This is a genomic window from Variovorax paradoxus (assembly GCF_024734665.1).
GTDB lineage: Bacteria > Pseudomonadota > Gammaproteobacteria > Burkholderiales > Burkholderiaceae_C > Variovorax.
The window spans coordinates 5,139,825-5,152,119 of the sequence record NZ_CP102931.1; the positions used below are offsets into that span (position 1 = coordinate 5,139,825).

At 62.7% G+C, this 12,295-nt stretch carries 13 protein-coding genes; 7 read left to right on the forward strand and 6 right to left on the reverse strand.

What is annotated here, in order from left to right; all coding sequences use genetic code 11:
- The first annotated feature begins 23 nt into the window (after nt 1–23).
- The 5 genes from NWF24_RS24305 (at nt 24) to NWF24_RS24325 (ending at nt 6,495) form a co-directional block, all read left to right on the forward strand.
- The gene (locus tag NWF24_RS24305) at nt 24–368 is read left to right on the forward strand and encodes a DUF1161 domain-containing protein (RefSeq protein ID WP_258350778.1); all 345 of its coding nucleotides are present in this window, start codon (nt 24–26) and stop codon (nt 366–368) included.
- Between the two features lie 216 nt (nt 369–584).
- Nucleotides 585–3,200: a type VI secretion system Vgr family protein gene (locus NWF24_RS24310; protein WP_258350779.1), complete on the forward strand. Its 2,616-nt coding sequence runs from the start codon at nt 585–587 to the stop codon at nt 3,198–3,200.
- Complete coding sequence (locus tag NWF24_RS24315) at nt 3,200–4,270, forward strand: hypothetical protein (protein WP_258350780.1); 1,071 nt, start codon at nt 3,200–3,202, stop codon at nt 4,268–4,270. The genes NWF24_RS24310 and NWF24_RS24315 overlap by 1 nt, the downstream gene beginning before the upstream one ends.
- Nucleotides 4,270–5,586 carry a DUF3396 domain-containing protein gene (locus NWF24_RS24320; protein ID WP_258350781.1) on the forward strand — a complete coding sequence of 439 codons (1,317 nt, stop codon included), beginning with the start codon at nt 4,270–4,272 and terminating at the stop codon, nt 5,584–5,586. The genes NWF24_RS24315 and NWF24_RS24320 overlap by 1 nt, the downstream gene beginning before the upstream one ends.
- Before the next feature lie 36 nt (nt 5,587–5,622).
- A complete protein-coding gene (locus NWF24_RS24325; RefSeq protein WP_258350782.1) occupies nt 5,623–6,495 on the forward strand; it encodes a hypothetical protein in 873 nt (290 codons plus the stop codon).
- 38 nt (nt 6,496–6,533) lie between these two features.
- On the opposite strand, the gene NWF24_RS24330 is transcribed toward NWF24_RS24325, so the two are convergent.
- The 4 genes from NWF24_RS24330 to NWF24_RS24345 form a co-directional block, all read right to left on the reverse strand.
- Nucleotides 6,534–7,406 (reverse strand): alpha/beta hydrolase, encoded by an 873-nt coding sequence (locus NWF24_RS24330; protein WP_258350783.1) that lies wholly within the window; start codon nt 7,404–7,406, stop codon nt 6,534–6,536.
- A 139-nt stretch (nt 7,407–7,545) separates the two neighbouring features.
- On the reverse strand, nt 7,546–8,367 hold the full coding sequence (locus NWF24_RS24335; protein ID WP_258350784.1) for a Vgb family protein: 822 nt from the start codon (nt 8,365–8,367) through the stop codon (nt 7,546–7,548).
- Entirely contained in the window at nt 8,364–8,516 is a 153-nt protein-coding gene (locus NWF24_RS24340) for a hypothetical protein (RefSeq protein ID WP_258350785.1), read from the reverse strand. Before NWF24_RS24340 ends, NWF24_RS24335 begins: the two co-directional genes overlap by 4 nt.
- A 436-nt stretch (nt 8,517–8,952) precedes the next feature.
- Nucleotides 8,953–9,489: a nucleoside 2-deoxyribosyltransferase gene (locus NWF24_RS24345; protein WP_258355347.1), complete on the reverse strand. Its 537-nt coding sequence runs from the start codon at nt 9,487–9,489 to the stop codon at nt 8,953–8,955.
- Between the two features lie 175 nt (nt 9,490–9,664).
- Here NWF24_RS24345 and NWF24_RS24350 point away from each other — a divergent pair, with 175 nt between their 5' ends.
- Both NWF24_RS24350 and NWF24_RS24355 read left to right on the forward strand, forming a co-directional pair.
- Complete coding sequence (locus tag NWF24_RS24350) at nt 9,665–10,024, forward strand: Atu4866 domain-containing protein (protein ID WP_258350786.1); 360 nt, start codon at nt 9,665–9,667, stop codon at nt 10,022–10,024.
- 162 nt (nt 10,025–10,186) lie between these two features.
- Complete coding sequence (locus NWF24_RS24355; RefSeq protein WP_258350787.1) at nt 10,187–10,945, forward strand: SDR family oxidoreductase; 759 nt, start codon at nt 10,187–10,189, stop codon at nt 10,943–10,945.
- 4 nt (nt 10,946–10,949) lie between these two features.
- Here the strand turns inward: NWF24_RS24355 and cynS are convergent, their stop codons facing one another.
- Nucleotides 10,950–11,393, reverse strand: a complete 444-nt coding sequence (gene cynS / locus NWF24_RS24360; protein WP_093018895.1) for a cyanase — start codon at nt 11,391–11,393, stop codon at nt 10,950–10,952.
- 40 nt (nt 11,394–11,433) lie between these two features.
- Nucleotides 11,434–12,276 (reverse strand): ABC transporter ATP-binding protein, encoded by an 843-nt coding sequence (locus tag NWF24_RS24365; RefSeq protein ID WP_258350788.1) that lies wholly within the window; start codon nt 12,274–12,276, stop codon nt 11,434–11,436.
- Nucleotides 12,277–12,295: the final 19 nt, after the last annotated feature.

Below are 12,295 nucleotides of genomic sequence, written 5' to 3' on the forward strand. Positions count from 1 at the left end.
TGGGTATCGAGCGGGTGGCAGCCGTGAAGCCCTGGCTCGCAATGCTTCCCGCCGCGCTGGCCCTGGCTGGCGCGGCGGGCACTGCGCACGGGGCCGAAGACTGCGAAGCCCTGCGCACCCGCGTCGAATCGAAGATCGCCGCGGCCGGCGTGGCGCGCTTCACCGTCACCGTCGTCGATGCCAACGCATCGGCGAACGGCCAGGTGGTGGGCAGCTGCGAGCTCGGCAGCAAGAAGGTCGTGTACCTGAAGGACGCCGGGACCGGCCCGGGCTCGGCTCCGGCGGTCCCGCCTACATCGTCGGGCGAACCGATCCTCACCGAATGCAAGGACGGCACTGTGTCCGTCGGGGGCGACTGCAGGAAGTAGCCGGCAGCGGCTGACACTCGTCTCCGCGTAAACGTCGTTTAACAGCGGCGTGCATTCGTCACGCAATGCGCCGTTGTCCTCGTGGGTGTCATCAAGGTTGATAAACGGACTTGCATGATCTCCTGACAGAGCCTGCTCTCACTTCGAGAAGCGGGCCACATCAGGGAGTCTCATGTCCATCCTCGACAGTGCGCGGGTGCGCGCTCGCGTGCCGCGATGAAGCGGCGCGTCACCACCATTCGGACGGCGCTGGGCGATGCGCTGGCGTTCCACCGCCTCATTGGGCATGAGGCGCTGAGCTGGGCTTACGTCTTCGACGTTGACCTACTCGCCAGCAGCAACGCGCTCGATCCCAATGCGCTGCTGGGCAAGAGCGCCACCGTCTCCGTGCAGACCGAGACCGGCGTGCGTCACCTTGCCGGCGTTGTCACCCGCTTCGGCCTCGCACAGGAAGACAACCGCCAGTGCTTCTACAGGATGCGACTGCGGCCTTGGTTGTGGCTGGCAAGCCTTCGAACTGACTTCCGGATCTTTCAAGACCAGACTGTTCCCGAGATCGTCGCAGCCGTGCTCGGGTGCTATGGCTACGCAATGGAGCAGAAGCTCAGCCGTGGCTATCGCACCTGGAGCTACTGTGTCCAGTACGGCGAGTCCGACTTCGATTTCGTGTCCCGCCTGTGCGAGCACGAAGGCATCTACTTCTACTTCCGGCACGAGGCCGAGCAGCACGTGCTGGTCTTCGCCGACGACATCGCCTGCTCCCATGGGTCGCTGCCCGGTGGAGAAACGGTGCGCTTCCACCCGCACGAGACATCCGGCGAACGCATCCATGCCTGGGAAACCGCTGAGGAGGTGCGCTCCGGTCACCACTACGCCGATGACTACGACTTCGAGAAGCCCAAGGCCGACCTGACAACCCTGCGGCAGATGCCGTCGGTCCACGACCACGACAGTTACGAGCAATACAAGTGGCCTGGCGGGTTCGTGCAGCACGGCGATGGCGAAACCTATGCCCGCATCCGCAACGAAGAGCAACTGAGCGAGCGCAGCCGCGCCAGGGGGCGGTCCAAGCTGCGCGAGTTAGCTCCGGGCTACACGATCCGACTGGCCGGTCATCCAAGGGCAGATCAGAACCAGCAATACCTCTTGCTCGGCGTGAGCTACCACCTGCAGGAGAACCTCCAGGCCAGCGAAGGCGCAGGGCACACCGAAGGCTCGGTCCAGCACTTCGCCTTCGATGCGCAGCCCACGAGCTTTGCATGGCGGCCACCGCGCACGACCCCGAAGCCGCGCACACGCGGCCCACAGACCGCCACGGTGGTCGGCCCGCCCGGCCAGGAGATCTGGAGCGACCAGTACGGCCGCATCAAGGTGCAGTTCCACTGGGATCGCATCGGCAAGAACGATGAGAACTCCAGTTGCTGGGTGCGCGTATCCACGTCTTGGGCGGGAGCCGCCTTCGGTGCGGCCGCGGTGCCACGTATTGGACAAGAGGTCATCGTCGACTTCCTCAACGGCGATCCAGACTTCCCGATCATCACGGGGCGCGTGCACAACGCCGAGGAGATGCCGGCCTGGGCCTTGCCCGATCAGACGCACCTCGCGGGTATCCGCAGCCGTGAACTGAATGGCGAACGCGGCAACCACATCGTGCTGGATGACTCGACCGGAAAGATCCAGGCACAACTCAAGAGCGACCACCACAGCAGCAGCCTGAGCCTCGGGCACATCGCGCGCGTCGAGGACACGGCGGGCCGCAAGGACCTGCGCGGCCAGGGCTTCGAGCTGCGCACCGATGGGCATGGTGCAACACGCGCGAAGGACGGCCTGCTCATCACGACCGAGCCGCGCCAGAACGCGCAGGCGCACATCACCGACATGGGCGAGACCGCGACTAGATTGACCCAAGGGCGCGAATTGCACGAAGGCTTGAGCGAAGCAGCGCTGTCCGCCAAGGCCTATGAGGCGGGTGATCAGAACGAAGTCGCCGAGGCCCTCAAAGAGCAGAACGACGAAATCAAGGGCCAAGGCGGTGACAGGGAACAGGGGCATTTCCCCGAGTTCCTCCAGCCGCATCTGACGCTGGCAAGTCCTGCGGGCATACAGACCACAGCCCAGGGCTCCACCCACATCGCCAGCGGCGAGCACAACGCACTGACCAGCGAAGGCCACACCAGTATCAGCGCGGGCAGGAGCTTCCTCGTGTCCGCCAGGAACGCGGTGCGCATGTTCGCCTGCAAGGCAGGCATGCGGCTGATAGCCGCCGACTCGGACATCGACATTGCGGCCCTGAAGAACAGCATCAACGTTCTGGCGAAGCTGAACATCAAGCTGGAAGCCGGGTACATCACGATCACAGCCAGGGAAGAGGTATTGATCGTCGGCGGTGGCAGTTTCAGCCGCTGGAACACGTCGGGCATCGTACATGGCACCAACGGCCCGTGGCGGGAGCACGCAGCCACACACAGCTTCGCGGGGCCGCAGAGCCTGCCGGTGCCGCAGATGGACGAGCGCTTTCCCAATCTGAACCATGGCCCCTGCAAAGCCGACTACCAGCTCTTCAAGACCGATAACCGCCCGTTCGACGGCTACGCCTACGAGATCCACGACCAGCATCGCGAACTGCTGGAGAGCGGCGATACCTCCAAGGCGGGGCAGACCCGCATGGTCAACAGCGAGATGCCCATCGGCCTCAAAGGCTACAAGCAGGTCGTGCGGGCGAGTGAGCGGATTGCGGAGAGCTGGGAATCAAGACTGGAGGCCAAGGCTCGCGAGGTCGAAGGTCGAAGCGCCTCGACACCAGATGCAGCTTCGGAAAGTGAGGCTGCGTAATGCCAGTACCCGTCATCGTCTGGGGTGTGCTCGAACTCATCGCCATCGCAATCACTGTCCACGAGTTGGGAGAGTTGGCCAAGGACTTGTACGAGGGGGTCGAGAAATACGGCAAGGACATCGGCAAGGCCAAGGAGGAGGTGCGCAAGGTCATCCAGAACATCCAAGACGAGATTGCCCGGAAGATCGAGGAGAAGGAAGAAATTGCGATCCTTCTTGCACTCGAGGCTGCTGACCCGCAGGGTCAGAACACCCGCAAGGCAGTTGGCCGGGGTGCAACAGATGCCACCATCAATGCAGTCATCGAGCAGAAGATTCCATTCCGTGATGCGATCAGCCAAGTGTGTGCCGCAGCAGACCGGATGCCCGTTCTGAGCCTTCGGCGAAAGAAAGGGGTCTCGATAAAAGATCTTCCCCAGGCCAAGCGCAAGATCATCGAAGAGTTGCTGGCGATGTCCGTCGAGCAGTTGACCGATGTGGAGATCGAGGAATTCTTCGTCATCAAGCTGAAGCAACTGGCGGTCAACTTGTTGTTCGAGTTCGTGGACGAGTGCCTGACCTGGGCAAGTCCGATGAAATGTGAAGTCAACTTCGGACCTGCGCCAAAGTTCGAAGATCATCCCGTCGAAGGTGCCACCCAGCTCAAGCGGCTCGGCAAGATCAACCCCTTCTACCCCTCTCCCTTCCAATACAAGAAGGGCAGCATCGCGGCCGACCTGATGATTTCAGAGTACCGACACCAGCGACCTGACAAGGGCAACATCTTTGCCATCGTGGAGATCAAGTTTCCGGGGGATCGGATTGAGGCAGCACAGTTTGCGGCGTACAGGCGACTGCTGGATGCAGCTGCCGATGTCAAAACGAGCCGCGCGCCAATCACGTTCCAGGGCAAGCCCGTGAATTCCGGCGGTCGGCTTTCGCTGTTCCGCTACCCGGAGGACATCGCGGCGCATGAGAAAAAGGAACCCGACAAGGAAGGCAAGCACGACAGGAAAGACGAATCCAGGCAACAGGAAAAGTCAGAGAAACCCAGCGGCAGATCGCGATACAGCAAGAAGCGAGGCACTTGATGAGCACAACGGAGCCTTTCCTCAGTCCCGAGGAAATCGAAAAATTTATCCGCGAGAGCAAAGTGGCTCCGCAATGGTTCTACGGCTACAAGGATCGCGAGTTGGGCATCTGCCCCTTCGTGACTTTTTACGTGTACCACCAGCCTGAGGACTACATGTCAGTGGCGGAAAAGTTCATCACTGTCTGGGAGCGCTTCGGCAAGATCATCGATGAGCCGATCAAGAAGGTATTCAAGTCGCGCACACAGGTGTGGCTCAAAGGCGGCGACAAAGGGATCCCGACAGACCTACGGGCAGAGGCTGAACATCATCAGAAGGAGTTCGAGACGTTCTTCCTGATGGCCACAGACATGGAGTCACCCGATGCTTCGCCCTTGTGGTCCTATTCAGCTCGAGTCGATCACGTACCGCAAATGTGTTTCAGCACGCTCAAGCTGGTGTTCTGCTACGACTGGTACGAAGACGGCAACCAGGCACGTTGGCGCGACTTCGTGCTCGATTGCATCAAGTCGATTCGACCAGAGCAGGCATACATGGGCTACGAGGTAGGCAATGGTGGCCTCGGCGTGATGGGTAGCTACGAAGCTGATGTGCTCGAACGCATCTGTGCCGACTACTTCCACGGCATGGACATCGATCATCCGTGGAGCACGGGATTCCATTCCAACGAGCGGGGCGACAAGAATTGGGTCAATCCCAGCAACCTCGGCGCAGGCCTCCGCCCACCCACCTGGTGCTTCATGCTCTCGCCCGTATGGCAGCGCAAGCTCGGCAAGTCCGAGCACCAGATCCGCGTCGAACTTGCCGACCCGCGCATCAAGATCACGGCTATTCCCTACCCACGAGACAGACTCAACCCCGACGATGCCAATGGCCTCTGGATAGAGTTGGGCGATCTCGACCTGTATCCCGTGGAAGACGGCGTGCCCGAAGTGCTGGTCAAGGCCAACCGCCTGATTCACCCGATCCGCTGCGACGATTTGAATCTCACCTCACTCGACCCGTGGGACGGCGACCCCAACCCCCGCTTCGGCTACGAGAGCTCGCAGCGCTGGATGCGCCGCTTCGATGACGACAGCGACTGGCCCAGCGCCGAGCAGCGCCGCAAGCCACCGCCTCACGAAGGGCGCGATCCGGCAGCAAGGCAATCCTATGTTCCCGGCGGCGAGCCCTGTCCGCAGGCCGGATGGTGGTTCACCTTCGCACAATCAGACAGCCGTCGCTACTTCGAGAAGGGCGAAGTCATGCCGATCATCAAGGGCAGTGCCTTCGGCGATACCTACTGGCAACGCATGAGCGACCAGAAGAAGCCGTAGCGCGCCCACCGAAATAAACAAGTACTGGAGGAAAATTTGGACTTCCTGGATACCGTCGCTCAAGTATTGGGCAATCCGCATTTCGAAGCGTGGGTCGCTGGACCACTGATGGGTGTCATTGCCGCTCTTGTATTTGCTGCGGTGATCAAGCCACCTCGGCGCCGCGACGATGACAAGCGCAACCAAGGGGTGAGAAAGTCATCGCCAAAGACGAATGAACGCGAGTCCCTGCTATCTGAAGTGCACCACCATCATCACCATCACGTGAAACTCGTGCGTGCTGATGACGATTCGTCGGGCATGGTGGTGCTCTTTGCAACGGGAATCGTATTGACTGTCGGCCTGCTGCTGTTTTGTGCCTATCTGCCGCTGGTGGCAGGAGCGCTCTATTTTTTCATCAGTTCAGTTGCGGTGTTTTGCATCACCACGCTGCTCGTGATGCTCTTATCTGGAAGGTTCGGCTTTCTGGAATGGTTCAATCACGCATTCTTTTCCTTCCTGATCGCCGTCGGCTGCTTTTATGTTGTTTGGCTTGCTCGCACAAGCATCAGTGACCAGGTGGTGGCCGTCGCGCAGGGCTTGCTCAACCACAGTCCAAAGACAATCGGATCCGTTGTCGCGGCGGGTTGGAATTTCTTCCAGAGAATCAATTCTGTCTACGTGACGTGGATGCTGTTCGAAGTCGCGGCCTTTGCGCTCACTCTGCTTTGTACGGTCATAGTCTTCGCACGAACGTTGCACTTCGTCGCATTGATGCAGATGGATCCAGCATCAATTGGCGGTACGTGGGAGATTTGGGCGCGAAGAACTCAAGCATGTGCCGGATTGACGGGCGCGCTATTGGTGACCGGCCTTTTTGTTGTCGCATGGCTCCTGGCAAGCGGCACAGTTTTTCAGTGGACAAGATAGCGCATTGCTCGCGAAGCTCGACTTCGTTCTCTTGGGCCTCAGCCCTTCCCCACTACCCGCGCAATCCACGCCAGCAACACCGCCTCGACTTCCTCACGATTGACCTCATTCAGCGTCTCGTGACGCGCGCCACCGAACACGTGGCATGACACATCGCGCAGCCCCGCCTCGCGGTAGCGCTGCACCAGCGGATAGAACCACTCGGCCTTGTTGCTGACCGGGTCCTCATCACCGATGAAGAGATAGAGCGGTAGTTCGGGCCGAATGTGCTTCTGCATCGCGGCAGGCGTCAGGTCGGCGAGATTCGCGAACATCGAACCCAGCCCCTCGGCCGACACCGTGAACCCGCACAGCGGATCGGCAATGTAGGCATCGACCTGCGCCGGATCGCGGCTGAGCCAGTCGAAGGGCGTGCGAACGTCTGGCAATGCCGCGTTCATGTCTTCCAGCTTGAAGCCTGACTGCAAGGCTGCACCCAGCAGGTCGAGCGCCGAAGTGCCCGAGAGCACCGCACCCGCCAGCAGCGCACTGTGCTTGACGAGGTAGTACTGCGTGGCGAACGAGCCCATGCTGTGGCCCACAAGGATCAACGGCAGCCCGGGATGCACACCGCGCACGTGGTGGCTCAGCAGCGCCATGTCGTCCACCAGCCCGTCGAACGCGCGCGGTCCGAACTCGCCCAGCTCTCCGCGCTCCGAAGCGCCCTTGCCATGGCCGCGGTGCTCGTTCGCATAGACCACGTACCCGGCCTGCACCAGCGCATCCGCCAGATGCCGGTAGCGCAGCGAATGCTCGCCCATGCCGTGCGCCAGCTGGATGACGGCCCGCTGCGTCGCGCCCTGCCAGCGATGGACCTCCACCGTGACGCCGTCGTTGGCGGTCAGTTCGAAGTGCGTCTCGGTGGTTGGCATGCAGGGCTCCGGTGAAAATGGGCTGTCATCCTATGGCGTGCCGATTGCGCCCGGCATCAGGGCTTTCCTGCTCGTTCTCGTTTGCACTCCATGGCCGCTCGCAAGTTGAAAGCGGCGACCTCAAGGCATCCTGCCCCAGTCAGGATCGGCGAACCCTGAACACCGCATTGGCGCCCCACGTCGCAACCATCAGGTGCCCGTCGGGCGCCTGCGTCAGCCCCACCGGGCTGGACAGCCCGTCAGACACGATGCTGCGACGCCCTTGGGTGTCGATTCGGCTAACGGTGCTACCACCGTAGTCCACCACATATACCGCATCGTCGGCCGCACGCACGATGCCGGGGCCGGGGCTACGCAGGTCGGCGTTCACCGTGCGGGCTTGGCGATCCGAGCGCACGAGCGAGATGCCCCCGGCGATGTTGCTGACCATCAGATCGCCGTTGGCCAGTTCAACCGCACCCACCGGTGTTTGCAAGCCCTCGGCGGCGACCTCGATGCGCCCCTCCGGATTGGCAGCCAGGATCTGGTTCGTACGCCGATTGGCGATCAGCAGGCGTCCACGCGCGTCGAAGGACAGACCCGCCGGGGTCGCAAGCCCACGCACGAAGACCGCCTTCTTGCCTTCAGGGGTGAATCGCCACACCAGATCCTCGTTATACGACGCGACGAAGATGTCTCCAGTCCGAGAGATTGCCAGGCCCGAGGGGCCACTGAGCCCACTGGCCAAGGTACTGCGCTCGCCCGACGGCGAGAAGCGCAGCACCGTACCAGCCGACCAGTTCGCCACGTACAGTTGGCCCGCGCGGTCATAGCCTGTGCCCACCGGCGAACTCAAGCCATCGTGAATCGGCTGCGACTCCAGTCTCCAAGCCGCTGGACTTGCCAACTGAGCACGGGCGATCGTCAAGGCGGCGGTTGCGCATAGAACGGCAGGACCACCGAGCAACATGCGGCGCTTCATGCAGGTACTCCTTCGGCTTGCGTCTGCATGATGGCCGCAACGATTTCCTCACGCGTGAAGCCCACGTTGAGCGCGGCGATGACGGCAGTCTCGCGCCGCTTCGCGAGCCCTTTGCGGCAGTGGTCCGATGGAAGATGAATGTCTGACACGGGGTTTCCTTTCAGTCGGCGTGGATGCGGCCTGAAGGGAAGCCTCGATCGTCCGGCGGCGTCCGGATGCCGTTGCGTTCCCCTCACCGCGAAGCTTGGCGAAGGCCTGCGTCTGCCCTATGGGCATGCAGTTCCCACGCAAGCGCGGCAGGAATCCGATCCAGTCCATGTCCGAGACCGCACAACGACGCTGGCCACCAGGGGCCCTCGTCACCAGCGCTATCGGGCCCGTCCGCTCGCAGCAGGGCTGCGTGTGCGTACCCGGACCAGTTCGCTGCGTGACCTCGGCAATGGTTGGATGGGATGCCATGGAAACGATGCTAAAAGTTGGAGCGCGCTCTAAGTCAAGAGCGGGCAGCAAAATCGCGAAACCGGCTTTCTGGTTGGTCGAGGCGGGAGACGTTGCGGATGCCTTGCTCGGAACAACGCGACGCTGTCACCGGGTAGCGAGCAATTGGGCCATCTTCTTCAGCGCCGCTTCCGGCGTCGGCTCGATGTGGATCGAGCAGGCCAGCATCAGGTTCAGCGGTTGGCCGAAGTCTTCGACCGCGATGCCGGTGCCGCTTTCGCGCAGCACGTCGTTCGCGTCGACCTCGCATCGCAAAGCCACACGCGCGCGATCTGCGTAGCTGCCCTCGGGCACGCCGTAGGCCACCACCGGAATCCCCAGCGCGATCGCCGCGCCGACTTCGAACACCGTGCCGGAATCGGGCTCCATGCCTCTGAAGCACTGGAGGTTGGCAACGACACCGTCTGCGCCGCGAAGACGCTGCATGTTGGCTTGGTAGATCTGCATTTCCGGGGCGTCGGGGGTTTGCTCCTCGTTGCCGTCGGCGGGCAGTAGTGCGGCGAGGCCGACCGCATCGCACGCTGCGGTCAGCCGGATGAAGTGATCTCTCGCGTCGGGACGGAAGACGTCCGGGCCTGCCAGGTAGATGCGCGGGCGTGTCGGGATTCCGGGGGATTCGTCCATCGACAGAGCATCATCGATTTTCAGGCCAAGCTCAATACGAGCCACCTGCGGCAACGTCGGCGTCAATCCCTGGCCTTCGGGGAATCAGGCAAGAAACTCGCATAAAGCGACTACCGCCCCGCCCGCGCCTTTTTCAAGAATGGACGCTCCCTCCATTCACGAACCAAGGCGCACCATGAACACCGCACATCGCACCGGCGCACTCACCGCGCTCTCGCTGTCCCTCGCCATGGCCTCCGGGCCTTCGCAGGCCCAGTCGCAACGCCCCAGGCTGTTCGAAGACCCGAACCGCTACGTGGGCATGTGGGTGACACAAGACGGCCATATCCGCCACGAACTGCTTCCAAACGGCCGTTACGACGAAGCCCGCGGCACGCGCCAAAGCGCCTACCAGGGCCGCTACACGCTCACCGGCAATCACATTGACTACATCGACGACACCGGCTTCACGGCCGACGGCGAGTTCCGCAACGGCGTGCTGTACCACGCCGGCATGGTGCTCTACCGCGAAAGCAAAAGCACTACGCGGCGCTGAGCGGCAACCGGATCGGCCTCGCGTTTTGCAGGATCAGGCAAAAACCACGTTCGATTCGGATACCACCTCAGGCACCTCGGAAGCGAAACTTCTTTCCATGCCCGGCTCACGCTCCTTTCTGTGTGAGCCCCACGGCAACCAGACCAGCACGAGGAGTTCTCCATGACCGCAATCCAGGAAAAAGTCGTTCTCATCACCGGCGCGAGCAGCGGCATCGGCGAAGCGACCGCGCGGCTGCTTGCGCGGCGCGGCGCCAAGGTGGTGCTCGGTGCGCGCCGCACCGACAGGCTCGCGGCACTCGTGGCCGAGATCGAGGCCACGGGCGGCACGGCGAGCTTTCAGCGGCTCGACGTGACGCACCGGCCCGACGTGGAAGCCTTTGCCGAATTCGCCCTCGAAACGCATGAGCAGATCGACGTGCTGGTCAACGCCGCGGGCGTGATGCCGATGTCGCCGCTGTGGAACCGCAAGATCGAGGAGTGGGAACTCATGATCGACGTGAACCTGCGCGGCGTGCTGCTCGGCATCGCGGCCGTGCTGCCGACGATGCAGGAGCAGGGCTGGGGCCACATCGTGAACGTGGCGCCTGTGGCGATGCAGGGCGTGTCGCCCAACTCGGCCGTGTACCACGGCACGCAGTACGCGGTGAACGCGATCTCCGAAGGGCTGCGGCAGGAGCACGCCGGCCGTCTGCACGTGACGGTGGTGAGCCCCGACGTGCACGGCCCAAGCGATCCGCTGGCCGAACGCATCGCGGCCAGCTATGCCCGCGAACGCATGCGCACGAACCGGCGCCTTGCAGTGCCGGTGGATGCGGTGGCCCGGTCGATTGCTGGGGCCATCGAGGGCTACGGCATCACGGCCGGAACGATGCGGCCGCCCGGCAGGCAGAAGCCGCATCCCTCCGTGTACGTTCAGTAGTAATTCAATAGGTCTTGTAGGGCAGGAACTTGCCCGACAGCACCACGTTGACGCGGTCGCCCTTCGGGTCGGCCTGGCGCTGGATGTCCATGCTGAAGTCGATGGCGCTCATGATGCCGTCGCCGAACTCTTCATGGATCAGTTCCTTGATGGTGGTGCCATACACGCTCACCACCTCGTACCAGCGGTAGATGAGCGGATCGGTCGGCACGGGCGTGGGCAGCGAGCCCTTGTAGGGCACCACCTGCAGCCACTTCTGCTCTTCGACGGTAAGGCCGAAGATCTTGCCGATGATCTTGGCCTGCTTGTCGTCGAGCGTCATCTGGCCGAGGCAGGCGGCGGTGGTCCACTCTTTCGAGAGGCCGACCTTCCTGGCCACGTCGGCCCACTGGATGCCCTTGCTCACCTTGACGGTGATGATCTTCTCGGTGACGTCGTTGCGGTTCATTCGGGTTTGCTCCTGATTGGATTGAAGAAAAGCGGAAGGCTCACGACGCCTTCGCGCGCGTGACGAGAAAGTCGACGATGTGATTGCGCAGCGCGTAGCAGCCGTCGAGGTGGTGCAGCGAGGCACGCGTGCGCTCGCGCGGCAGCGGGTTGACCACCGTCTCGACGATGTTCCCCGCGCGGTAGTCGCCCTGCGGCAGGTCAGCGCCATTGGTCATCAGCAGGATGCGGTCGGCCAGCAGGATGGCCTCGTCCACGTCGTGCGTGATCATGAAGACGGTCTGCTGCGTCTGCCGCACGATGGTCATCAGTTCATCTTGAATGGTGCCGCGCGTGAGCGCATCGAGTGCGCCGAAGGGCTCGTCGAGCAGCAGCATCTTGGGCTGGATGGCAAAGGCGCGCGCAATGCCCACGCGCTGCTTCATGCCACCCGAAAGCTGCGACGGCTTCTTGTCGATGGCTGCCTGCAGGCCGACCATGGCCACGAAGCGCTCCACCTGCGCATCGACCTGCGCAGCCGACCACTCAGGCCAGCGCGAAACCACGGCAAAGGCAATGTTCTTGCGCACGGTGAGCCACGGCATGAGCGCATGGCTCTGGAACACCACGCCGCGCTCCAGGCTGGGGCCCGCCACCTCTCGCCCATCCATGAAGACGTGGCCCGCGCTGGCCTGGTCGAGGCCCGCCAGCACGTTGAGGATGGTGGTCTTGCCGCAGCCCGAGTGGCCGATGATGCAGACGAACTCGCCACGGTCGAGCGTGAAAGACACGTCCGCGAACACGGGCCGCGCGGGCACGAAGGCCTTGGCCAGCCCTTCGATGCGCAGGAAGCCGCGGGCGCCCGGCGCCTCGGCGATGGCAGTGGATGCAACGGGTTCGGTCATGACTTCGCCTTGGGTCGGA